The following is a 24805-nucleotide window of genomic DNA, read 5'->3' on the forward strand; positions in this document are numbered from 1 at the left end:
TAATTTTAATTTATTATATCAAAAGCACAGAGGTTTGGTCTAAGAAAACAGAGTCTTTTTAAATAACAGAGAGAATTGTGTACCGTGATTGTCAGGTGATACTGCTTTTGTTTTTGAGTGCACAGAAATACTGCCATGACTAAGTTCGACAAAGGTCTTAACTATGGACATTCCAAATCCTGTTCCTTTTTCTCCACTTGTTCCAATTTTAGAAGGAATCGCATTATTTTCAAATAATACTTCTAATAACTCTTCCTCAATTCCTACACCCTTATCAATTAGATTAACTTGAACTCCATCACTTCTTTCAGTAACGGATATTTCGATTTCTTGGCCTGTTTCTGAAAATTTAATCGCATTTGATAACAGATTGCCAAAAATTTGATATTTTAATGCTGTGGAATTCCCCATGAAGTAAACATTCTGGTTTGCATTATAATCATACTTTAAGGTGATATTCTTATCATGTAATTTTGATTCAAAAACTCGATAGAGATATTCAATGATATGATTCAGATATACTTTCTCAAATTTTAACTCAACCTTACCTTGCTTAATTGATTGTAGATCACGAATCTGAGTTAAAATATTGCTTATTCCCGAAGTACATGAATTAATACGAGTTAAGCACTTTTGAATATCAGCATCATCATTAGTGGCCAATAACTTACTAAGCCTTTTAGCAGAGAGATTAACAACTGTAAGAGGGTTACTGATATCATGTCCTACTAATGTTAAGAGAGTATCAATCTGTTCCTTTTTTTCAACAATCGCTTGGTAGAAGCGATCTCGATCAATCATGTAAACAAACATAAAAAGAGAGTTCAAAAGAATAAAGCCAATCATGATCAGAACTTGACCTAAAACTTCTCCTGTTTCATTCAAGTAACTATGTAGAACAACACCATTTAGGTGCAAGATGAATAAATAAGTTGCGGCCAGAATAGATAAAATAAACCATAGGAGTAAATCTCTCCTGGTTCCAATCAAACCTGCAATCATAGGTAAAACTGCAAACCAGATAGGAGAAACACTAAAAAATCCTCCCGTTAAAATTGACCAAGAGAACTCATGAATAAAGCCTGCTAAAATTGTAATATTAAGAGCTAGTGATAAAGAACCAAAAAAATAATAAAAAACGGGACTAAAAAAATGTATTAAACATGTACCGATTCCAATTTGATAAAGAAGAGGGTTGTCACAAAAGAAGTAGGCAATAACCAAATGCCCCCACATTAAGGGCGCAGTTAAGAAAACTGTATAAATATACAGGCTCAATTGTGAAAGATCTCTTACAGATAGATCAGGCTCCCTAAGGGCCAAGAATCTAATGATCTTATTAATAGGGTTTACTGGATTCATAACTATTTATTAATACCACGAACACAAGTTTTGTTTAGATAATTAAGATATTAATAGTAGATAAGCGCTTAAAAATAAAGATAAATTTAAGCGCTCAGTGCTATTTGTAATTTTCCTTAAAAAAGCTGTGCAACAAAAAATATTGCCAACGATCTATGGCAAGTTAGAATTGAATACTTGCTGATATTTTCTTTAATGGCATGTACTCTATCCCCTCTATTTTTAAAGATTTATCCAAATTTTTAAGCTCCTTCTTGAAGTTTTCAGCAATTTTTCTTTGCCTTGGATCTTTAAACTTATAGCGAGCATTAATTAGCTTTGTCACAGTAGTCGGTGAAAAGAATAGATTATCGGCCATTGAGTATTTCATCTGATCGATAGCATTGACCAGCTTTGATCTCTTGATCATCTTTGTATCTTTTGTCGGTGCTGCTTGTCTTAGTCGCAGTGGAACTTTTCTTTTATCAAGGATTCCGTAATTATAGTGATCCGTAGCGTGTGCAACAGTAACGGTAAAAAGATAAGTCGTGACCGCTCGAACTAATTTATCATCTTCGAAAATTTCTTTACTCGAAGGAAATTCATTTACATGCTGATTACAGTAATCGGCCCACTTACTAATCCAAAAGTCATCGGTACTCACATCAGCTAAAATATCTCTTACGAAATTATAAAATACTTCGTAGTAGCGTTTTAAGTAAATGCCATACTTACCCTCTACACTTGGCGATTTTAGTGAATAAGAAAATGGCGGGTATGAAAGATTACCTTTAATACCTTTATATCCTTCAACTAGTAAATCTCTTAAACCTTCAGGTCCTCCTGGGTAAGGAGCATAAGTCATCCACCACTTTTCTTGTAGAAGTGAACTCTTATAATTCAAGACTGCATTCTCTAGAGGAAGAGTAAATCTGAAGTGTGGAGATAATAATCTAAAAAGAATATGATCTTTTGGAAGAGATGTTTTTGAGATGGCGTTAATTGAATCAAAAGGAAAATGTAAAAGAGGATGAACAACAAGGGTTGCACATAGAGCACCACCTTGAAGAACAAAGTATTTCGCCAACTCCCAAGCATCACATGGATTGGAAATATCAAATACCGTCTCTGTCTTTTGAACGTAAATTGCTTGAACTTTGAAACGTTTCCCTTCTTTATAAAGAAGTGTTTTTGTAGCGCTCACATGAATACCTTCTAAAGGCTTAACAACACGAACTGCATCAAGGTCAACGATAAACCAGTTCTTTTCGTCTTTATTATAATCACTAAAACACTTCCAATCTTCATCATCCAATTTATCTGTTAGAAATTTACTCATCATGGAATAGTTTAGAAGATCTTCGAATTCTTTATTTGTTACTTCTTTAAGGCCAGGAAAGATTAGACCCTTTATAAAGTAGTATGGAGAGAGAGCTAGAGTGGCCACATAACGAGAGCCAATAAACATCCACCAATCAAGAGTTTCTCTAAGTGGTACATGAATAACCGCAGGAGACTCTCCCCAAGGGTGTACAGGAGAAGGTTGAGGCCATGGCCCCTTTCTCTCATACATGAAATCCTTTTGAGAATAGAGGTGCTTTGGAGAAGTTGCACTGTTGATCTGAGAGCGGATTTTATCCTTAACTCGACTTGAGAACTTGCCTTGATTTTTCATTTTGCCTTCCTAGCTTAAAAAAATATTATTCGATTTCAATACCAAAAGGACTCAAAAGGTTAAGGACTTCAGGCATTGAAAACTTACAGTTTTTTAAATTTGTATTTGCAATATCGATATAAAAATTTCGTGCATTAAGAAATTTAGAGCCTTCTAAATTGGCCCTTGAGAAATTTGTTCCCTGAAGATCGCTTTCAGAGAAATCACTCTCCTCAAATGTCCCTTGAGAAAAGTCTGTCTCTCTAAGAGATGAGCAAGTAAATTGCGCCCCATGAATTGTACAGTCCTGAAAAGATGCATAATCTAGAATACAATTTTTAAACTTAAGTTCGAAAAGAGTGTTACAGTCTGCGAAGTTTAAACCAATACATTTAGAATCATTGAATGTAACATCACGAAATGTGGCACCTAGCAACTTCAAGTTACTTAAGTTTGAACCTTTGAAAGAACATTCGATGAACTTGGCCCCAGATACATCTATCTCACTTATATCAAGGCCGTTGAACTCACAGCAGATAAATTCACTACCCTTGAACTCACTAACCTCGCTAATATTATCAGTATCAAAAACTTCATCTTCAAAATATGGCATGAGAGCATTTTAAACTAAATTTATTAACGAGGCTATTTTAAATTTTATGAGAAAATAGGTACAGGTTTGCGATCATCATTAATAGCAACAAGAGTGAAACTCCCCTTTACTGCTTCAACTTGTCCCTCTTCGTACATACCTTCAAGCATTAGTCTTACTTCAACAACAAGACTGCTATTGCCAACCTTCGTAATCTCTCCTACAAGCTCGGCAAAATGCCCACCTGGAATAGGCATATTGAAGTCAACTCGGTCACTTGAGACAGTTACAAATTTCTTGCGGCCAAATCGAGTTGCAGTGATAAAGGCTACCTCATCCATCCACTTAAGCGTGTTACCACCAAATAATGTATCGTAGTGATTTGTACTATTAGGGAAGACGGCCCTAACTACCGTAGTTTTCGCGCGTGCAATAGCTTCGCTTAATTGCGCTTCATTCATAGATTCCTCCTCGGGATTAAAATTTTGCTAGCTTGGGATCGGACTTTACCGTTGCGGGACAGTGTTGGAATTACACCAACTTCACCTCCTAGCGCTAACTATCCTAAATCTCGATAAACTTAAAGGCAATAAGAATTACAATTAAGCTGGCTAATTAATGTGGCCGTGGTATTGAGAATCAACAATAATTAATTAAGGACACATATTATGAAGAAGTTACTATCAATTGCGGCCTTATTTCTTAGCTTCAATGCTGCCGCAGTTCAAACTACAGCAAGGCCATTTAGCTTTGATCTATATGCACCTACTAATGAGCTAAATTTTAAAGTTACTCTTGAGCAATGGTGCCGCTATGAAATTCCAGTTTGGGGAGATAGCGCGAAATTTGAAACAAAACATAAATCAACTGCTCTAGTTGAAAAGAAGTCTAATCAATCAAGTGGGTTAACTCGCTATACTTTTTCACTAAAACAAGCTCAAAGCTTAGATATGACTGGATTTTTTAAGTACGGCAAAGAGTGTACAAGTGGAATTAAAATTCTGGTTCAAAGTGCAAAGTATGCGCTTGGTTGGGCAAATCAATATGGCCGTCCAATTGAGTTTAGCTTCTTAGATGAAATGTATGCTTTTAAAGAATATGACACAGTATTTGAGCCAAGTGATGATAAGAATATTAAGCTATTTGAAGGTAATGAGATCTCGTTCGTATACGATTCGCTACCAAAGGCCAATCAGGTAAATGTAACGATTTTATCAAATGGCAAGAAAATACCGAGCGCTTTTACTAAAGGTGTTCTAAAAAATCCAGAAACTGGCTTACCTTACAAGTTAAAGAAATAAAAAAGGCCTCTTTAAGAGGCCTTTTATTTTTTAGTATCCTAATTTATCGTAAACAACTTCTTCTTGTTCAGTCACACAATCAGTAACTGCAAAGTAAAAATCTTGATTAAGTCTTGGCCAACCATTACGAGATACTTCAATCATTTGATCGTACTTTGTATATCCCTTGATTTCACATGTTGCTGCATATTCTGTTGCTGTATAAGAGTCATCATCACCCCATACTTCATCAAGAATAACAAAGTCTAAAACACAAGAGTTAGTTTCTGCATTACACTTAAGAGTATCAAATCTAAAATTAAAATCACCTTCACACCAAGTATCACCACAGATATTATCAATCTCAGTAACAACTTTACTTTCTTCTTGCTTAGTTAGAGTGTTTGCAAAAACAGACGATGCAAAAAATGCTAGAATTATAATTTTTTTCATGAGTAATCTCCCAAATAATGATTTTTCGGGAATATAGGCTGAGCAGAAGTGTATGTAAATCCGATTAATAATATTTACATGATACAATAATTAGATAGATTAAAAGAGCTCTTCGATCATCTCGATTCCTCTAGCAAGCTTGGCCGAGGCATCTGAATCCCTTTCATTTCGATCTGCAATATCTCTTAAATCTTGCGATTTTATCTTCTTAGAGAGCTTAAACTTTGCTGAGAAGGCTTTTTTATCAACATAAGCAGTAATTATAGCTGTAGCGTATGCTTTATTCACTTCAGCAATGAAGTTATTAACTGGTCGATAATTATTCGCTTCTTTAACTAGCTTCTTAATTCGGCCACTATCTTGAGACACTTTAAGACCTCGATCTTTCATTTGCTTCATAAACTCTTGCATTACACCAGCACCACGTGTGGCCAGTCCAAGAAAGATAGAATCAATATTTTTTTGATTCACAGGAATTCGACTAATATTCTTATAAATAAAGAGTTCTGCACTTACTAATCCCGTTTCACTTGATAGCGTTGCCATATCTCTTAAATAGTTTGGATCAATCTCATTTTTTGGATCATAACCCCCAAGACAGATATTACAGGCCGCTACTTTTGCAGATTTCTTATCAGAGAAACAACAAACTTCACAACCATAACTCACATCAATTCCATGGCCATGTCGATATCCTAAATTATGTAGAAGCTCATGAAATACAATTCCTTCAAGCTCATCTCTAGGTGGACCATTTTTAATTGAGTTTAAAAACCCTGACTTCATTTTTGGATTAAGTGAGACATATGGGCCATCCACCCCTAAGTTTTTCAATTTGTTGTTACCAACAGATGCGTTAGCAATTGTTCCTTGCCAAGAATAATCATTTTGATGACATATAACTGATGTCGGCTTTACTTTACCACTTAATTGAATATTTAAGAGATTGATAATATTGGCGATCTCAGCTTTTGCTCCAGTCTCTTTATTATTTGTTCCAAGCTCTGACAGACAACTCATTCCTTTATCAAGAGAGTTTCTCATAAGAGTTTCAAAATTATCATCACCAAAGTTTTCTAAACAGCTCTTATGTATTTGTACTCCGGGTGTAAATTCATAAAAACCATTATTAAGTTTTTGTAGAATTGGATCAAAATCAGAAATCAAATCATCAAGCGAGTTGATGGATTTTAAAAAGCTCTCATATGAGCACGTATTTATCGCTTCGCTATGCTGAATATTTTGAATTCTTTTTTCAATAACCAAAAGACGCTTATCGTTTTCAATACGGTAAAGTTTATAAATCGATTCTTTCTCGAGTTTCTCAATGATTTCAATTCGATCAAATTTTAAATCGAAGTTATTATCAGATTCAATCGTCGTTAAATTTCCAACAACTTTCATCTGATAATCAAATTTTCCATCGTAATTACGATCATTCAGATGCTCAACAAGTCGCTGACTTTGGTAGCGAAAAATATTATCAATCTTTCCATCTTTATTATCATCAAACTCAAAGACTTGTTTTTCTTCGGCCTTGCCCAGAAGACTAAAGAAGGCCAAGATTATAATTGAAAGTATTTTAGAATGCGATTTCATCATGATATTTATTTATCGGAAGAATCATGAAAAAAATGACAAAAAAGGCCCACAATCGTGGGCCTTAAATATATGAAAATATATAGTCTAGATTACCAAGTATTGTAACAACGCTGACGACTTAACTTCTTTTGAGTTTGGTTATAGTAGATAGTACAGCTATGGTATTCATAGTGTAGCATTAACTTAACATGGTGATCCTCTTCCTCACCTACTGGCCAGAAATTAGGTGCATGACTAACCTCTAGATCCCATAGACGATCAGCTGTACAAAAAGCTTCTACAGAATCGTAATTTAAAAGATCAGCAGTGAATTGAATTGCTTCAACCTTAACAGCATCATTTTCAAATCTTAGACATTCATTTGATCCATTAATTGCGAATACTTGTGTGCTAATAAATAGCGCCACTAGCATCATAAGTGCGTTTTTCATAATTCCCCCTTATAAAAGTGAGGAAGTTTTACCTATCAAACAATAATATGACAAAACATATTGCGTTAATTAGGCCACTTTTGCGAGGAAAGTATTATCAAAAGTCTCGAAATCACCAATAATCTCGACAAGCTGAATATTTTTGAATTCAGGAAGCTCTATTGGATAGCCTCCACCAATAACGACTTCAATCTGACGCTCAAGTCTGTCGTCAATTTTTTGAAGATATGGAATAATACTCTTAAAGTAATCCCAGCTATCAGATGAAACAGCACCTAGGATGAGCCCCTTGCAGTTTAGGGCATTGATTGCTTCAGCAAGACACTCTGCTGGATTTGCGGCACCTAGATAGTAAGTTCCAACCCTTCTTGTTCGACATAGAATATCTGCAATCATAATTGAAAGCTCATGCAAATTTCCTTCCGGAGTTGCAAGAACATAACGTCCATTTAGATCATTATTAGGAAGACGTATCTGGCTCATTTGATCGCGTATAATCGTCGAAATAATATGTTCTTGAGTAACACTGTAACTTCCTTCAAAGACAAGTCTTCCAATTTTTTGCATAACTGGTAGAACTACTGAGAAGATAAAGTCTTGGGCACTAAGACTTAACCTTAGAAACTCTATTTCATTTCTCACACTTTCAATTTTGTATATAGCTAATGCTGAAAAGAGCTTATCAATTGATTGAGCAACCTTATCTTCTTCAGAGAGACTTGATTCACTAATAGCAATACTAAGTTCTTTAAGCTCGTCTAAAGACAGCCTCGCTACTTTGGAGATGGTTTGCCCAGACTTAATGAGTGAAGCAATCATCTTGGCGCGGGCCAAGTCTTCTGGGCCATACAAACGTTGACCGCCCTCATCGCGAATTGGGCTAAAAGCATTGTATCTCTTCTCCCACATGCGAATTGTGTGAGGCTGAACATTACAAATACCTGATATTATTCGAATTGCTACATTTTGCTTCATTTTTAACCTCAATATCTCACAATTAGGTGTTTAACTGTTGTATATTATATTATATATACAAGACCTATACAAGGAGTAATTAATGGGAATTATAATTACTGGTGCAACAGGGCTTATCGGCCGTGAATTAATTCATGAATTGGCCATTCATGGCCATGAAGATATTCGAGTACTGAGTCGAAATCCTGAGAAGGCACAGGCTTCTTTTAATATTCCAATCAAATGCTTTTACTGGGATCCACAAAAAGGTGAAGTCGATAAAGACGCATTTAATTCTGTAGATACTATCATTCATCTTGCTGGTGAAAATATTGGTGCAAGAAGATGGTCTAAAAAACAGAAAGAAGAAATCGTAAACTCTCGAGTGTTATCAACTCGACTACTCGTCAACACTATAAATGAAAATAAAACTTCGATTAAAAAATTTATTAGCGCAAGTGCGATAGGAATCTATGGCAATCGAAGTGGAGATCAAGTCTTAGATGAGCAAGCAAGCTTTGGAAGTGACTTTCTCGCTAAGACTTGTATTGCATGGGAAAAAGAAACAGAGAGACTCATTAATAAGGATATCTTGGTTAATCATGTAAGAACAGGGATAGTGCTCGCAAGTAATGGCGGTGCTCTTGAAAAGATGCTCATCCCATTTAAGCTAGGAGTCGCAGGAAAGCTTGGTAGTGGAAAACAGATGATGAGCTGGATTCATCTTGCAGATATGGTGGCCATCTATCGCTTTCTTGTTGAAAATGATTTCGAAGAAAGTACATTTAATGCGGTTGCTCCAAAAGCCTATTCAAATTCTAATTTTACAAGAGTAATGGGAAAAGTTTTAAAACGACCAACAATCCTTCCTGCTCCAGGTTTTGCTTTAAAGATAGCACTTGGAGAAATGTCGACATTAGTGTTAGACGGACAAAACGTTTACCCAAAGAATCTCTTAGATAAAGGCTATTCATTCAAATTTGAAAATCTGGAAGATGCTCTACATAATCTGGTGGGTTTAGAAAAAGAATTTAAACAAGTTCAATGGGTAGAAAGGCCACTAGATGAGGTTTTCGGCTTCTTTAGTGACGAGAAAAATCTTGAAACAATAACGCCTGATTCTTTAAGCTTTAAAGTCCTAGGAAAAAGTACTCCACAAATAGAAGCAGGAACAATTATTGATTATCAACTAAGTCTTTATGGCCTGCCATTTAAGTGGAAAACAGAAATATCAAGTTATGATCAAAATAATGAATTTACTGATACTCAGTTAAAAGGCCCTTATAAAAAATGGGTTCATACCCATGGATTTAAGGTGTACGCAAACGGTACTTTAATGACAGATAATGTTTCCTACATGGTTCCCATGGGACAACTAGGTAGTATGGTCGCAGGTGCCTTTGTCAAAAAAGATATTAATAAAATTTTTAACTATCGTAGCCAAAAATTATACAAAATTTTTGGTGAGACTAATAACCATGCTGAATAAAATTTAAGAGGAGAAGAAATGAAGAAGCTCATGTTACTTATTGCCATTTTATCAAGTTCACTAACTTTCTCTGGATCGTCACTTCCACTAGATACTGTCGATTATGTTGATCTACAAAGCTATCTTGGTAAGTGGTATGAAATTGCTCGCTTTGAACAGAGTTTTCAAAAAGGCTGTGCTGCAGTTACAGCAAATTACAGTCTACGTTCTGATGGTGATATCGAAGTTTTAAATACGTGTCGCCAAGGTTCACCAACAGGAGAATTAAAAACTGCCAAGGCCCGTGCTTGGGTTGTTGATAAAGAAACTAATGCTAAGTTAAAGGTACAATTCTTTCTACGTGGAATTAAGCTGCCAATCTTTGCAGGAAATTATTGGATCTTAGATCTAGGCGAAAATTACGAATACGCTATGGTTGGAGATAGTTCAAGAAAGTATCTGTGGATTCTTTCAAGAACAAAAGAACTTGATGAGAAGATCTACCTTGAGCTTATTGCCAAGGCGAAAGATCTTCACTTTGATGTTTCTAAACTAATTAAAACAAAGCACTAATTGCTAAACAAGGAGAACCCAATGTCTTTGCGTCCTAAAATTGCCATAAGCTCTTGTCTGCTCGGTGAGAATATTCGCTATAATGGTGGTCATTGTCGTGAAGACTGGGTCTACTCTGAACTATCAAAATTTGTAGACTTTGTACCAGTATGCCCTGAGTTTGAAATGGGTCTAGGAGTTCCACGAGAAGAAGTACATTTGTTCAAAGTTGATAAACAATCTAATGAAGTACGCTTAAGATCAAAGTTTACTAAAAAAGACCTTACGGAAAAAGCAAATCAGGTTTATCAAAATATTCATGCACGTATAGCTAACGAGGAAATAAATGGTCATATTTTTACAAGAAAGTCCCCTACTTGTGGAACTGACAACGTAAAAACAATTACCCTTAGTGATGAAAACTACGTTACGAAATCAACAGGACTATATGCTCAATATATTATGGATACGATGCCAACTCTCCCATTTATTGACAGTGGTAGAATTAAAAATCTGGAGCTACGAGAAAACTTTGTAAAAAAAATATTCTCTCATTTAAGATTTCAACAACTCGATGGATCGATAAGAGAGCTACAACTATTTCATCAAATGTATAAGTACTCTATTATGGAACATAATCAGAACAACTTAAGACTCCTAGGTGGAATAGCTGCCAATCATGAAAAACTTGATGTTAGTGAAGTCTATTCAAAATACTTTAAGCTCTTCATGGAAACACTCGATATTCTCCCTACAAGAAAGAATCGACTAAATGCGTGTTTTCATGTTTTTGGCTATTTCAAGAAAGATCTCACAGCGCATGAGAAAGATATTCTCATAAAAATGATGGAAGACTATAAGAATGGAATATCTAACTATTTAACAGTTAATTCCTTTTTGAACATACTAACGAATACACACAAGAAAACTTACCTTCAAGATCAATACATTTTTGGGCCTTATCCAAAAGACTTGAAGCTTCTAAAAAATATTGCATAGAATGAGAAAGAAAGAAGAAGTTAATATATTTTGGTTTAGAAGAGACTTAAGACTTAGAGATAATCGTGGTTTACTCTATGCCCTTCAGTCTAATAAACCAGTTATACCGATCTTTATCTTTGATAAAAATATTCTTTCCAAGTTAAAAGATGAAGATGACCTAAGAGTAAGCTTCATTCACGATGCAATTCAAGAACTCAAGGAAGAACTAATTGAACTAGGAAGTGATCTTCTTGTATATCACTCAACTCCAGAAGAAGCATACAAAGATTTATGTGAAACCTATACTATTGAGGAAGTTTTTACAAATGAGGACTATGAGCCTTATGCGATAAAAAGAGATAACAAAGTTGAGAAGATTCTAAAAAGTGAAGATATAAAATTCTCACGCTACAAAGACCACTGTATCTTTGCAAAAAATGATATTTTAAAAGAAGATGGTAAACCTTATGTTGTCTACACACCTTTTAAAAATAAGTGGCTTAGTACACTTGCACCAAAAGATATTGCAACAATTGAGACTCATAAATTCTTTAATAACTTTCACAAGTTTAAAGCGAAAGGCTTTCCAAGTTTAAATGAGCTAGGTTTTACTTACAATGAGAAGGCCAAGGATCAAGTGAAGACGATTAAAGGTAAGATCATCGATAACTACGATCAAAACCGTGATATCCCAGCACTAGATGCAACCTCAAAGCTTGGTATACATCTACGCTTTGGAACAGTCTCTCCTCGAAAGTGTGCCCAAGTGGGCTTTAAGAGAAATCAAGTCTGGCTTAGTGAGCTAATTTGGCGAGAATTTTTCATTCAAATCATGTATCACTTCCCTCACGTGGTCGATGGGCCATTTAGAGAAAAGTACGGCCAGATTAAGTGGAATAATGACAAGAGTCTATTTAAAAAATGGTGTGAAGGAAAAACCGGTTATCCAATCGTTGATGCAGGAATGAGAGAGCTTAATGAGACAGGCCACATGCATAATCGCGTGCGAATGATTGCGGCCTCTTTTCTCGTGAAAGACCTTCTCATTGACTGGCGTTGGGGGGAGGAGTACTTTGCACGTAAATTGAATGACTTTGAGCTGGCCTCTAATAATGGTAATTGGCAATGGGTTGCTGGAACAGGGTGTGATGCCGCTCCATATTTTAGAATTTTTAATCCCTATACACAGCAAAAGAAATTTGATCCTGACTTTAAATATATAAAGAAATGGGTACCCGAGTACGGAACTTCAGAGTACCCTAATGAAATTATTGATCACAAAATTGCTTATCATGAAACACTAAAAGCCTATAAGGCCTGTGAGTAAGAAACAATTAAATTGTTACACAATCAGTAATTGAACGCACTACTTTAAAATCTGAACCATAATCATCACTTAGATTATATTCAACAGTGATTTCATCATTTGAGTATTCGTCTGTCGCGAAATCTTCTTCACAGCTAAGAATCTCAATACGATCGTGTGCCCCTTGATAATAGCGCCCATTCATATCCTGTGCTGCTTGATGAATTTGACTGCATACTTGTGATGCATCACCCACAAAACAAAATTGGCGTGCTCTAACAGCATCACTAACTTCATAATTAAAACTTGAATCACTAAAACCAATGATAGCACCAAGCTTTGAATCCGAAGTGATGATAAATGTTAAATTTGAAGAATGTGCAAACGCACTGACTGCACTCATCATAATGAGTGACTTAAAAATTGTTTTCATATTGAGCTCCCTAATACTAAATATGTTTTCCAACTTCTAGCATGATGATCTCAATAAATAAAACACTAATAGAATCTTAACGAAATCTAAAAATTAATGACGAAGGTAGTGTTTTCACTATCATTATCGATAAATAGCTTATATCCCGAGCGCTCAATAATCTGCTTAGTAATTGCAAGGCCGACTCCATGTCCGTTTCCGCACTTCTTCTTCGAGTGTCCTAACTCAAAGATACCTTCTTGAACTTTGGCCGGTATCCCCTTTCCACTATCGATAACTTTAACAAAGCGCTCAGTTGAAGATGCTACGACCTTGATCCATGGTGAATCCGTAGTTTTAATCTCATCTAAAGAGTTTTTAATGAGATTAACCAAGCAAAGACTAAGTTCCGTTTCATTTCCCTCAATTGCAAAATCATCCATCTCTATTTCAACTCTAACACTATGACGTGCAATCTTATCACTAACTAGTTCAAGAGCATCTTGTGTTATTTGGGAAACAGAGATCTTTTCTTTCGATGATGAATAATTCTTTTTAAAAATATTCATATAAAGGTCAGTTACTTCAAGGATCTTTCCAATATGACGACGCAGCTTTTGCGTATAGGGAGAGAGTTCCTTATCTACCATTTTATCAAGTCTATCGTTAGTCGTACCTAAGACAAAGAGATGATTTCTTATGTCATGAGCAATACTTGCAGAAGCAAAACCAAATTGAGCAACTTTAGAGAGCTTAACCATATCTTTTTCAAGGTTGTACATTTTAGTAAAGGCCAAGTCTTGATAGTACATATTAAAGCGCATTGATTCAAAGACATAACCTAGGTAATAGATCGGCACTAGATATCCAATTGTTTCAGTACCAATTAATGTATCCCAACAAGATACAAATAAAGTAAGAAGAATACCTGCTTTAAAAAGATACTCCTTGCCCTTTCTCTTATTTAACTCACTCCAAATCACTACCGTCGTATAAAGAATTGTTATAATTCCAAAAAATCCGACAACAACAACTAAAACGCTTGGATATATAGTTAAGTTTAATGCTTGAGTAAAAAGAGTTGATGGAGGAGTTGTGCGAGGAATAAACATGAGGTCGATATCTGTTAGCAGGTAAAGGAAACCTCCTATAACTTGGAAAATAGAATGACCTATACAAAAAATCTTGGCCGGCTTTAATAACTTTATATCCTGACCAAGAAAGCCTTCAATTGCCTTTATATAACAATAGTAAGTGAAATATGCGAAGAACCAGTAAGTGAGTAGAAGAAAATTTGAAAGCTTAATATCTGAAACGTGAGTATTGACGGCAATTAGGATGGCGTATGAGCCTGCTCCCAAACACATTGCGATATGCCAGAAGACCTTACGACTAAGCAACTTTCTAGAGGTATAAACCCCTATAGAAGCTTGGTATAAGAAAAACGCAAATGCGAAGGTCGTTACATATCTAGTAAGTACCTTATATTCTTCGATGCTCATACATTAAATATACTATATTTAAAATAATTAAAACACCTAAAAACATTCGAATTTATTAAAATTATCTCAAGCTAGTTGGTAAAGGTCTTATGACTCCAAATTTTGACTCAATTGAGTTCTTCTTAATACTCTGTTCCTTCATTAACTCAACGATTTCTAATGCACTCATATTAGGGTTTTGTTCCATAAGATGGGCCGCCATATTAAGGGCCATTGGCGAGGCCATCGATGTTCCCGAGTGACGTATTTTCATATCACCAAGAAGGGCCGCCTCAACTTTTGTTCCTGGAGCAAAAAAGTCAACAAAGCTAGAACTATAGTTTGAATAATCTGCCATTTCATAATTTTCATCATTTCGCCAATCACTATCTGTTGTAGCACCAATAGTCACAACATTAGGATAAGTATAGCAAGCTGGGTACATACAATCACGGCTTCCATTCAGAAAGCGCCCATCATTTCCAGCGGCCACAAAGAAGACAACCTCAGGATTGTTCAAGAATAGGTTTTGCATACTTCGATATGTTTTACGATCAACTAGCCCTAGTGACTGGTGCGGAAATGAAAAACTCATATTTACGAAATCAACTTCTGATTTCTGTAGCTTTGCTGAAATCATATCGAGATATTTCGACTCTCCAAAATCTCCAGCAAAGGCCAGAAGAGATGCCGACTTTAAACCACGTAATGCAATTGAAGAAACATGCGTTCCATGCGATGTAATTGGACCAGTTGTTCCCTTGGCCTTAATCGTTTCAAATGGGATTCCGTAAACTGCAGCTTTTTGAACAGAAGGAGCACCCGTTCGAGGTAAGAATCCTGAAAATGGATTCATAAACTTGATATCGCTATCACCATCAAAATGGACGCCCAAAATATTATCAATAAATCCATCACCATCATTATCTTCTTTATTAAAAGATTCATTTGAATTGATTAGGATATGATCTTGAATATCGACATGGTTATGATCAAAGCCAGAATCAATAACAGCAATTTTCACAGTGGCATCTTTAGGCCCACCATCAACCTCACCTACTTCATTTTGAATATAGTCACCGATTTTGACGTCATCATTATTGAAAACATCAAATCCGATAATGCGATCAGCATCGTAGATAAACTTATATTTAAAATCTTCACCGTCTGTATTAATAACTTTTCTCTCGACAATAGTACCTTCAGATATAGTGTCAATACTTTCTAAAACATGGGTTCTCTTATTAAAACCATATTCTTTTAAAATAACTTCTTGATTATTTATCTTTTGTACTAATACCTTTGACTGTACATGGTTCCCCTGAGTATTAAATACTGTTTTAAAGAATAATGAATCACTTTGATAATCAAAGGTAATACTTGAAATCTGTTCTCCCTCGATTGTATAGAATTTCTGCTTTACTAATCTATTATCTAAATAGAACTCTTGGGAAGAAAGGCCATTAGTCTTTTCAAAATATTTTGAAATACTTTTCTTAGTACCTTCAATACATGTTTTGACATTGCCATCAAGAGTACAAGTCTGCGCAGCAAAAATATTAGTGATAGAAACTAGGGAAATAAAAAAAGGGATTATTTTCATAATCCCTTTATATCTTAATTTTGAATTTTATATTTGTTCTTTGAAAAAACTATGTCCAAGATTAAACTTTAGACACTTCTTAGTTTAACTCACAAGTGTAGTTAATTTTATTTTTCTTGAATAGAAAACAACGGTAGCTAACATTAATTGATACAGAGTTTTCGTCAATTGAAATTGTCTCTTTATAGTTAGAAGCACCACCAAAATCACCACAAGCATCTCCACCTGGACGATTAGAGTTTGTTGAAACAAGAAGAGTATCTGCATCTGTTAATTCTGCACTATCAAGGAGTGCAACTGAAACAGGATTTGCATATAGTTCAGGAGTATCAAACTCAACTCTTACAGCATCACTATCCTTCTCAATAAGAACAGTACAATTTCCTCTTTCTTCACCATTCATGATTACCTTACCAGACTTACCGTCAAAGCTTTTTAGGTCAGATACAAAGTTATTAATATCAGAGTTTGCTGATACATTCGCTCCAAATGCTGAAAGTGCAATTAAGATTGCTAAAGAAATTGATTTCATATGATTCTCCTTATTTTTAATGTCTTATAGAGAACCTTATACCTAAGAAATAAAATTTAATCAGCTTAACATGTAATTTTAACCTACCTGTCAAAAATCAATCACAAATGTAGTATTTAGCTCATCGCAGTTTAAATCGAGCCTAAAACCGGCCCGTCCCAGTAATTCCTTAGTGATAGCAAGACCTATTCCATGCCCGCCAGCACTTCCCTTGGTCGTATAGCCGAGACTAAAAAGCTCCTCTTTACTCACAGTAATCACTCCATGCCCACAATCTATAATCGACAACTTACGGGTTTCTGCATCCGTCTTAATTTTGACCCAAGGAGCATCGTACTTCCCCTCTTGAGAGACCTCCTCAAGAGCATTTTTTAATATATTAACTAAGCAAATCGTTACCTCTGTTTGATTGCAGCATAAGTCAAAGTTTTCTATGGCCACATCTAATTTTACGCCGGCCTCTTTAAATTTTGCAGAAACTAGCTCTAAGGCTTCTTCAATGACAAATTTAATCGTCGTATCAGACTTAATATTATTAGTATTCTTCTTGAAGACATCCATATAGAGATTAGTGATTTCAGTTATCTTATCTGTATGTTTATCAATTGAAAGATACGTCTCTTCAGGGTTTGTTGATCGCCCCCTAATTAAGCGCTCAATAGATATTTTAATAATGAAAATATGATTCCTAATATCATGAGCAATACTTGCGGCAGCGAAGCCAAATTGTGCAATTTTAGAAAGTCTAATAACCTCTGTTTCTAGGTTATACATTTTTCGATAACTTAAATTACGGTAGTAAATATTAAATCTAACTGCTTCAAATGCGTTCCCAAAATAATACAGAGGTAGAATTGCTCCAGTTACTTCAAGTCCAAGAAGTGAATCATTTAATACGACTAAAAAACTTATTATAATTCCTAACCGTAAGAGGCGCTCCTTCTTCTTTAATCGATTTAATTCTAACCAGACCATTGTGCATGAATAAAAGACCACAAGGGCACCGATCCCCCCAAGTGCCTTCCCTATCAAATTTGGAGAAACATTAAAATTCATTGTTCTAGCGAAGAGACTATCTTTTACATAATTATGCTTATCAAAGAGAAAGTTAAAATCAAAAGCAAGTGTAGTGAAGGAACAAATAAGCTGAGTAACAACGAAGAACAGACAAAATGTCTTAGCAAATGAAAGACCTTTAACTTTATGCCCGAAATAAATCTCAACCGTTCTTAGGTAACAATAGAATGATGAGTAGGCACATATCCAAAATACAATAAGAATAAAATCAGATAACTTCTGATTAATAAAATGCGTATTAAAAGCAAAAACAAAACAGTAGCATGCAGTTGAAATACACATGGCCGCTGGCCAAAGAATATTGCGATCACGTATCTGATAATAATTCGCAAGGCTAGCAAAGAACTGATAAACGAAGAATGAAAAAACAAAAGTCGTTAAATATCTTGTAAATGAAATATATAAGTCAAGCTCCACAAACGTTCCTCTAAGTAAATGACTTAGCGATTAGTATAATAGAGATTAAACTCCATTTAATTAGACCAACCAAATTATCTTGATATTCTCTAATTATATCAATCGGTTACCCTTTAAACCTCAATGAAGGTGAATGGCAAGAGTTGTATTCGAAAGATTTTCATATAGCCAAGAATTAAAGTCGAAACGACTAGATAAGATTCTCTCCTCCATCATCTAATTGCTCAGGACGACTCCAATAACTATACTGCGGCGTCCAGTCACTGGATGATACACCGGCCAAAGATAGAATATTCCACATAGAGCAAAATTCATCTCCAGGACCGAATGCCGCAGAATTTTTTCGATACACCTTAGTGCCAACTTTTTGGTAACAGACAATTCCAGGCATATTCTCCTCACCTGCAACGACGCTTTGATCCTTAATATATTCTCCTCCCCCATGAGATAACATATTAAAACGCCACCCTCTCTCATTTGCAAAACGACGTTGTACGTCTGGCCTGTCTTTTGATACCAAAACGAGTGAACACACGCTCTCAATATGAGAAACAAAACCGTTAATTCCATCTCCCCACAATGTACAATAACGGCATCCTTGTCCCATATTGTGTATTATAATGAGCTGATCCTTATCCCCAAAAAGATCATATAAATTCACTGCACCTGCAGTGCTTCGAAATGTATAATTTTTAACTTCTTGCGAGGCTTGATCTCTACGTAGAGCCGCAACCTTTTGAGTTAACTCAAAAAGCTCCTTTTCCGCATCTCTTAGTGCTGAAACATTTTCCATATAATCTCCAAATGAATGAATTTATATTCAAGTGCACACTAGAAGCTGTCAATTTAGGAAAGGTAAAGAATAGAAAAGCTATTTTAAACAATTGATTAATTCTTCAATAAGCCTTTTTGTATCTCTATTTTCAAGAAAGTTTTGTCGTACACAGATATATATTCCGTGACTACTGTCTTTCTTCTTATAAATTTTTAATCCACCAGAATTATTGAAACTTGATTCAGGTACGACACAAAAATGGCCACCAGCTTCACAAAGAGAAAGCATTGCCTTATGTGAGTTTACACAACCTATGATTTCAAATTTAGATCTCCAATTTTTACCTAAAGTTTTGTGTAAGAATTCTTCTGTATAAAGGTCTTCATTACGATATGTGACGAGCTTTCTTTTGCGCTTACCATCCTCTTTCTTAGGGCCAACGAGGTAGGTGCCGTCACGAAAAACTTCAAAAAAGCTCAAGCTCTTTTGAGCAGGAATAATATGAGTCATAATGATATCTAACTCTCCTGCTTGTAATTTATCGATAAGATTAATGGCCGAATCGAACTGGAGATCAAAGTGACCAATTCTTTCATTTTCATGTAAGTCATTTAGGGCCGATAAGAGATATTTTTCACCTGCCTCAAAGATACTCCCAACTTTCAGATCAATTTTCTGTTCTTTATTATGAATAGCGCCACTAATAGTATTAAAACTAGGCAGGACTTGATCAAGAAACGCCTGTCCTTTTAGAGTTAATGATGTTGTTTTGTTTGAGCGAACAAAAAGCTCATAACCTAATTCATCTTCTAGAAGTTTTATCTTTCTTGAGATCGCAGGCTGGGATGTATTTAGCTCCCTCGCTGTCTGAGAAAAATTTAAGTTCTGTCCTAGGTGGCAAAATACTTCTATATAGTTGAGATTAATATTCATAGCTTTTAGCTACCATACTAATCTGGTATACACAAAATACTTTTATATTATTTCAATATATAAATATTTCTTGTTATGAATGGCCAACAAGGAGAATTTGTATGAAAACTGTGTGTAAAAATCTTATTTCTATTTTTTGTATTACTCTTACTGCCAATACAACTTTGGCATCTCAAATTAATTACAATACATTTACGAAACTATTTTGTAGTGATGATGTTTCAGGTCACACTTATAGCGTATCACTTCTAGACTATAAGCCTAATACGACATATATCCTGGAAAATAGCGGTAACAGATCATACAATGGCCACAGTGCAGTTAGATCGATAGAAGACGGCGAAATGGTGATTTACTCAGAGGAATCAGATTTTGGAATCGCATATCCTATCAATGACTTAAGTGGTGCCTACTATTTCGATGGTGGCGACAGCCGTGCTATTGAGTGTAATTTCTTTGATGAAAGAAATGTAAAAAGAATGAAGCTACCAAAGAAGCTTAACTTTCTAAAAAGACATGGAAATGTCGATGCTTATATTACCGATCTAAAAGTTGGTGGCCTTGAAATTATCCAAGAAGTTTTTGAAAATAAGGTTGTCGATATGGGCGATTGGTATCCAGTAAAAGTCGATAAAGATCAACAGAAGAAAGTTCTTTATACCCTTGATAAACATATACCTGCATTTCGCAAGCTAGTCGATGATATCAACAATTCAGGTATTCAATTTGTAGGCCTTTTATTCGGAAGAGATTGGTATTACGCCAATGGTGAAATTGCTTTCATTCTAAGACATGAAAATAAACTATTTCTTGCTCATTTCGAATTTGATAGTGATATAAGATTTGGAGATAAAGATCTTGATTATATTTATTAGAAGCAAAAGGGAGCATGAAGCTCCCTTTTTATATTCTTAGTAACAATAAGCATTTTGAGTAAGTAGAACTTTCTTAGTATCTACTAAATAAACCATTTCCTGCTCACATTCTGTTTTTACAGGAACATAAATTTGCTCACCTTCATCGTAAAAAACATCTGTCGTTTCTTCAGTCCAAAGCACGTTAAAGAAAACCTCTTTATCTTCTGCACTACTATTTGAGTAGTAAACATAAGCTTTTGGTCCAAAATATGATTTTGCAGTTTCTTCTACTGCCTTCTTTGCCTTAGCAATAACAGAGTTAGAAACAGGTGATGCAACTGCAGTTAGAGATAGCATTGCTACCAGTAATAATTTTTTCATCGAATTCTCCTCATAAGTTTTTGTCTAAATAGCAAGCTTTCTATTTAGTCGTCCATGAGTTTTCTAAGGTATGTAATTTATTCTTCTAAATATTTTAATAACTTACTAGTGTCTATTTTTTAGTCTGCCCTATGATTAATTACACTTATGAAGCTTTTTTTACACATTCAGCTATATTGGCCTCATGAAAAATATAAAGAAATTAATTACAAATGGTCTAATCCTATCAACTCTCGTATCGAGTGCTATGGCACAAGAGAATCTCTACTTCTGGGAACAGAAGTCATTCAATCCACTACAGGAGAACTGCGAGTGGCGTTATGAAGGCTGTGTCTCAGTAGACGAAAATCAAATTGATATGCGCTCTCAAGCAAAGCGAATGCTTGATGAAATCTACAGCTGTAAAAATACAATTCAAGGCTGTAGTGAAGAAGAGCAAAGAAATATCGATGAAATGGAAGGAATTAAAGGAAGAATTGGAAACGAAACGATTCGTGGCGGGATGAATCCTAAAGAGTTCTCTGAATTCCTAAGAAAATACGACCCTAGTGATAACAAGAAGGGCTACTTCATACCACTTGGTCTAAGTGACAAAGAAGCACTTATGTTAGCAGCATCAACATCACTGGGCCTTGTAATGTTTGCATCAGATGAAGAAACGATGGACTTCATTCAAGACCACAAAAATGGATTTACTGAAAAGTTAGTATACCCAACAAATAACCACGAACGCCTAATCATGGGCGGAGCTGCCGCAGGTTCTTACTTTATGGGTGTAGTGCTTGAAGATGGAAAGTTAAAGAAAGCAGGACTTTATGTTGTAACGTCACAAATTGCGACACAAATTGTAACGGAGGGCTTTAAGAAAACTTTCGGTCGTCAAAGACCTAATAAAGACCTTGGTGCCTATGAATTTGGAACTGAAGGGAAATCATTCTTCTCTGGACACTCTTCAGGTGCATGGTCATTTGCGACAGTATTTGCAGAAATCTACAAAGATAATAAAGTTGTGCCATACCTTGCTTATGGTGTTGCGGCGCTAACATCTTATGGCCGTCTACACGATCGAAAGCACTGGCTATCAGATGTATTTGCAGGGGCCATCGCAGGTCATCTCATTACAAAACTTGTTATCAGAATGCATGAAAGTGATGATAGCCAAGGTGGACTAATGGTTTTTCCAAGCTGGAATGCTGAATCAGGAACATTCATGGTTAATTTTGAATGGACTCCTAAGAGAAAAAATTCACAGGGTGAATTCAAATGTAAAAAGATGCCTGAAGGAAAAGAAAAAATCCGCGCATGTATCTATGAAGCTTACTTAAGATCACAAAACTAAAACTGAGGCCAGCATAGCTGGCCTTTATACGTATAAATTTTATCGAGTAACTATGATAAATTTTGATATCCCCCTATAATCAGGCAAATTGGAGATATTATGAAAAAGTTGAAATCCCTAGCTCTACTAGCTCTTATTGGAATTAGTGCACAAGCTCAAGCGGCCCGTATCTGGTCATCAATCCCTTTTGTAAGAGGAGCGGATCTGTGTGCTTATAAGCAAGCCTACTCACAAACTCGAACTGAGTATATGAGTGAGATGACTGGCCTTGCCTCAGAGCTTATGCAATCTGGAGCAAAAGGTAGTGAAGCGCTACAGATGCTTGTTACTTTCGATGCTTTATATGACAAGAACGTAAGACTAGCGACTCAACATAAGTATCTTGATGTAACTCTTGAAAATACACTAAAGGCTTACTTTGATGGTTACTACCGTGATTTTCCAGTAGTTGATAGAAAACTAGAATTCGTCCAAATGAATAATATTCGATATATTTTTAATTCAATCAACAATGGTCAAAGGCCTGGTTGGATTCCTGATAATGCTGGTGCACTTGTTGATTACATGGCCTATGGATCATACTCTTTTGCTCCAAACTGTCGTGGAAATATTCAAGTAACTCTTACTCTTGTAGGCTCAGATGGTTCTACTAAAAACTATCAAGGAATTGGGCAACCTTCTGTTGTGATGTCTCAAATTGCTTCACGTATGTTTGAAGATTTCCAAAGAACAAAATTCCCTTCTACTCTAAAAGTAAATGGTAGAAAACTGACAATCATTGGAACGCATAATGGCTCAATCGGAAGAGTAAACTCACTAAGACAAGCAGAACAAGCTTGTGACAATATGTATGCAAGACTTCCTAATGGATCAGAGCTTGAGGCCATTGATGCCTACGGAGACTGGAACGGAGGTATTTCTATCCACCAAAATATTTGGGCCCTACGTGGCGGAAAGGTTTATCATCCAGGACTAATGAATCCGTCACCAGTGCGTGATCCATGGTCAGTAAATGCAAAAGTAATGAATTACTTTTGTGTACGTTAAATTTTAAATAGTTTTTTAATATCAGTGTCGGGTTTAATTTGCCCGGCACGATAATCCATAACTCTCTTTCTCTTCTCATTGAAATAATGATGAAGATGAATGAGAACACCAAATTTATCATCTAGTTCCATTTTAGAAATAAGAAAGCCGGCCTTAAGCTTTGGGATAATAACGGCATTATTAGTAGCACAGTGGCGAGAGTAGACCATCTGAAATCCTTCTGCTTCAAGGATTGCGAGAGTTTTATCAAGCATGGCACCGTACACACCGTGTCGTCGATACTCAGGAAGAACTGCAGAGTTACACATATAGTAAGTGGTACTATTTTCTTGAAATCCCCAACTCCAGCCGATGAAATTCTCATCTTTATCGAATGCCGCAAGACAAAGTTGATATGGACTCCCCATATTCTCTTTTAGTCTTTTGATATTAGTTAATTCTTCTTCTGAGAGAATATCCCAAAGAACATAACTATGGTCTTCTTCAAAGACTGCTTCTTTGTGTGCCTGATAATACTTATCAAATTCTTTGCCTTCTAAGATTCTAATTTCAAATTCCATCATAGAAAAATGATACAGGAAATATTAACGGGTGCAAATCATTTGAGAGAATTTAAAGAGGAGGCTACGCCACATAGCCTCCCCCATTTTAGAGTTTTAGAATCTAAAACCAATACCGATACCAACAAGGAGAGGATCGATATCAACTTCAGCCTTCACAACTCCAGATCCAGTATCAACTGTTGCATCTGTTTGTAAGTAAAGTTTTTTTACGTCAAAGTTTAGATACATATTTTGTGCAACCTTGATATCTGTACCAAGCTGTAATGCATATCCAAATGAATCATCGTACTTAGTTGAGGCCATGTCTCCAGGAACTTCTCCATAAAAGATTGTGTAGTTGATCCCTGCTCCTACATATGGTTTAAACATACCAAAATCCATATGGTACTGAGCAAGTAATGTTGGAGGTAGAAGAGAAACACTTCCAAGGCTTCCTGTTCCGTTAAGATTTACATCATGAGTTGCTGTTGCAAGAATTAATTCAACAGCAAAGTTTGGATGGAAGAAGTAAGAGAAATCGACTTCAGGTACTGATTCGTTATTAATTGCAATATTACCACCGATATTATCACTAACATCAGGGCTTACACCTAGCGCTCTAACACGCACCATCGCGTTTTCCTGCGCGAATGAAAAAGAATTGAACATTAAGAAAAATAGAATTGAAATGATTGATGTTTTTTTCACAAAAACTCCTTGTGTGTTTTTTTATATAAAAAAAATAACAAAAGAGTTTTTAAATTTTTATGAGACAGATCAGAGATAAAAATAAAA

General features: G+C 35.5%; 26 protein-coding genes and 1 riboswitch. Of the genes, 8 read left to right on the forward strand and 18 right to left on the reverse strand.

The genetic code is table 11. From position 1 onward, the window contains the following. Positions 1–39: 39 nt before the first annotated feature. From ACMAYL_RS04630 to ACMAYL_RS04645, 4 genes are all read right to left on the reverse strand, one after another. Positions 40–1362: a sensor histidine kinase gene (locus ACMAYL_RS04630; RefSeq protein ID WP_412469758.1), complete on the reverse strand. Its 1323-nt coding sequence runs from the start codon at positions 1360–1362 to the stop codon at positions 40–42. A gap of 163 nt (positions 1363–1525) precedes the next feature. Then, entirely contained in the window at positions 1526–3016 is a 1491-nt protein-coding gene (locus ACMAYL_RS04635; protein ID WP_412462823.1) for a hypothetical protein, read from the reverse strand. Between the two features lie 25 nt (positions 3017–3041). Further along, on the reverse strand, positions 3042–3608 hold the full coding sequence (locus ACMAYL_RS04640) for a pentapeptide repeat-containing protein (RefSeq protein WP_412470798.1): 567 nt from the start codon (positions 3606–3608) through the stop codon (positions 3042–3044). 44 nt (positions 3609–3652) lie between these two features. Continuing rightward, positions 3653–4048: an acyl-CoA thioesterase gene (locus ACMAYL_RS04645; RefSeq protein ID WP_392856563.1), complete on the reverse strand. Its 396-nt coding sequence runs from the start codon at positions 4046–4048 to the stop codon at positions 3653–3655. 17 nt (positions 4049–4065) lie between these two features. Next, positions 4066–4170: riboswitch (cobalamin riboswitch) on the reverse strand. 85 nt (positions 4171–4255) lie between these two features. On the opposite strand from ACMAYL_RS04645, the gene ACMAYL_RS04650 reads away from it, so the two are divergent. After that, positions 4256–4888 (forward strand): hypothetical protein, encoded by a 633-nt coding sequence (locus ACMAYL_RS04650; protein ID WP_412469760.1) that lies wholly within the window; start codon positions 4256–4258, stop codon positions 4886–4888. 30 nt (positions 4889–4918) lie between these two features. On the opposite strand, the gene ACMAYL_RS04655 is transcribed toward ACMAYL_RS04650, so the two are convergent. From ACMAYL_RS04655 to ACMAYL_RS04670, 4 genes are all read right to left on the reverse strand, one after another. After that, entirely contained in the window at positions 4919–5320 is a 402-nt protein-coding gene (locus ACMAYL_RS04655) for a hypothetical protein (RefSeq protein WP_412462825.1), read from the reverse strand. A gap of 99 nt (positions 5321–5419) precedes the next feature. Further along, a complete protein-coding gene (locus tag ACMAYL_RS04660; protein ID WP_412470799.1) occupies positions 5420–6922 on the reverse strand; it encodes a hypothetical protein in 1503 nt (500 codons plus the stop codon). 89 nt (positions 6923–7011) lie between these two features. After that, a complete protein-coding gene (locus ACMAYL_RS04665; RefSeq protein WP_103216690.1) occupies positions 7012–7353 on the reverse strand; it encodes a hypothetical protein in 342 nt (113 codons plus the stop codon). Between the two features lie 69 nt (positions 7354–7422). After that, the gene (locus ACMAYL_RS04670; protein WP_412469762.1) at positions 7423–8328 is read right to left on the reverse strand and encodes a MerR family transcriptional regulator; all 906 of its coding nucleotides are present in this window, start codon (positions 8326–8328) and stop codon (positions 7423–7425) included. An 82-nt stretch (positions 8329–8410) separates the two neighbouring features. On the opposite strand from ACMAYL_RS04670, the gene ACMAYL_RS04675 reads away from it, so the two are divergent. Genes ACMAYL_RS04675 through ACMAYL_RS04690 form a run of 4 tightly spaced genes read left to right on the forward strand, consistent with a single transcriptional unit; the run spans position 8411 to position 12635 of the window. Then, on the forward strand, positions 8411–9796 hold the full coding sequence (locus tag ACMAYL_RS04675; RefSeq protein WP_412470800.1) for a TIGR01777 family oxidoreductase: 1386 nt from the start codon (positions 8411–8413) through the stop codon (positions 9794–9796). An 18-nt stretch (positions 9797–9814) separates the two neighbouring features. After that, the gene (locus ACMAYL_RS04680) at positions 9815–10348 is read left to right on the forward strand and encodes a lipocalin family protein (protein ID WP_103216687.1); all 534 of its coding nucleotides are present in this window, start codon (positions 9815–9817) and stop codon (positions 10346–10348) included. A 21-nt stretch (positions 10349–10369) separates the two neighbouring features. Further along, on the forward strand, positions 10370–11326 hold the full coding sequence (locus ACMAYL_RS04685) for a YbgA family protein (RefSeq protein WP_412470801.1): 957 nt from the start codon (positions 10370–10372) through the stop codon (positions 11324–11326). Between the two features lies 1 nt (position 11327). Continuing rightward, on the forward strand, positions 11328–12635 hold the full coding sequence (locus tag ACMAYL_RS04690) for a cryptochrome/photolyase family protein (protein ID WP_412469765.1): 1308 nt from the start codon (positions 11328–11330) through the stop codon (positions 12633–12635). Between the two features lie 7 nt (positions 12636–12642). On the opposite strand, the gene ACMAYL_RS04695 is transcribed toward ACMAYL_RS04690, so the two are convergent. From ACMAYL_RS04695 to ACMAYL_RS04725, 7 genes are all read right to left on the reverse strand, one after another. Then, the gene (locus tag ACMAYL_RS04695) at positions 12643–13047 is read right to left on the reverse strand and encodes a hypothetical protein (RefSeq protein ID WP_412470802.1); all 405 of its coding nucleotides are present in this window, start codon (positions 13045–13047) and stop codon (positions 12643–12645) included. An 86-nt stretch (positions 13048–13133) separates the two neighbouring features. Beyond that, a complete protein-coding gene (locus tag ACMAYL_RS04700) occupies positions 13134–14528 on the reverse strand; it encodes a sensor histidine kinase (protein WP_412469766.1) in 1395 nt (464 codons plus the stop codon). A 61-nt stretch (positions 14529–14589) separates the two neighbouring features. After that, positions 14590–16110, reverse strand: coding sequence for a S8 family serine peptidase (locus tag ACMAYL_RS04705; RefSeq protein ID WP_412470803.1), 1521 nt, complete (start codon positions 16108–16110; stop codon positions 14590–14592). Between the two features lie 79 nt (positions 16111–16189). Then, entirely contained in the window at positions 16190–16642 is a 453-nt protein-coding gene (locus ACMAYL_RS04710; protein WP_412470804.1) for a hypothetical protein, read from the reverse strand. A 90-nt stretch (positions 16643–16732) separates the two neighbouring features. Then, positions 16733–18136, reverse strand: coding sequence for a sensor histidine kinase (locus tag ACMAYL_RS04715; protein ID WP_412470805.1), 1404 nt, complete (start codon positions 18134–18136; stop codon positions 16733–16735). Between the two features lie 190 nt (positions 18137–18326). After that, on the reverse strand, positions 18327–18929 hold the full coding sequence (locus ACMAYL_RS04720) for a DUF899 family protein (RefSeq protein ID WP_392991273.1): 603 nt from the start codon (positions 18927–18929) through the stop codon (positions 18327–18329). A gap of 78 nt (positions 18930–19007) precedes the next feature. Continuing rightward, the gene (locus ACMAYL_RS04725; RefSeq protein ID WP_103216677.1) at positions 19008–19844 is read right to left on the reverse strand and encodes a LysR family transcriptional regulator; all 837 of its coding nucleotides are present in this window, start codon (positions 19842–19844) and stop codon (positions 19008–19010) included. A gap of 101 nt (positions 19845–19945) precedes the next feature. On the opposite strand from ACMAYL_RS04725, the gene ACMAYL_RS04730 reads away from it, so the two are divergent. Continuing rightward, a complete protein-coding gene (locus ACMAYL_RS04730; protein ID WP_412470806.1) occupies positions 19946–20719 on the forward strand; it encodes a hypothetical protein in 774 nt (257 codons plus the stop codon). 36 nt (positions 20720–20755) lie between these two features. Here ACMAYL_RS04730 and ACMAYL_RS04735 read toward each other — a convergent pair whose 3' ends face one another. After that, on the reverse strand, positions 20756–21082 hold the full coding sequence (locus tag ACMAYL_RS04735; protein ID WP_412470807.1) for a hypothetical protein: 327 nt from the start codon (positions 21080–21082) through the stop codon (positions 20756–20758). A gap of 184 nt (positions 21083–21266) precedes the next feature. Here ACMAYL_RS04735 and ACMAYL_RS04740 point away from each other — a divergent pair, with 184 nt between their 5' ends. Beyond that, complete coding sequence (locus ACMAYL_RS04740) at positions 21267–22421, forward strand: phosphatase PAP2 family protein (protein WP_412470808.1); 1155 nt, start codon at positions 21267–21269, stop codon at positions 22419–22421. Positions 22422–22520: 99 nt separating this feature from the next. Beyond that, the gene (locus ACMAYL_RS04745) at positions 22521–23468 is read left to right on the forward strand and encodes a hypothetical protein (protein ID WP_412469771.1); all 948 of its coding nucleotides are present in this window, start codon (positions 22521–22523) and stop codon (positions 23466–23468) included. Here ACMAYL_RS04745 and ACMAYL_RS04750 read toward each other — a convergent pair. Together ACMAYL_RS04750 and ACMAYL_RS04755 are read right to left on the reverse strand one after the other, a co-directional pair. After that, a complete protein-coding gene (locus tag ACMAYL_RS04750; protein WP_392991269.1) occupies positions 23465–24031 on the reverse strand; it encodes a GNAT family N-acetyltransferase in 567 nt (188 codons plus the stop codon). The genes ACMAYL_RS04745 and ACMAYL_RS04750 overlap by 4 nt on opposite strands. 93 nt (positions 24032–24124) lie before the next feature. Then, entirely contained in the window at positions 24125–24718 is a 594-nt protein-coding gene (locus ACMAYL_RS04755) for an OmpW/AlkL family protein (RefSeq protein WP_412462833.1), read from the reverse strand. Positions 24719–24805: the final 87 nt, after the last annotated feature.

The organism is Halobacteriovorax sp. RT-2-4 (assembly GCF_047085445.1).
Lineage (GTDB): Bacteria > Bdellovibrionota > Bacteriovoracia > Bacteriovoracales > Bacteriovoracaceae > Halobacteriovorax_A.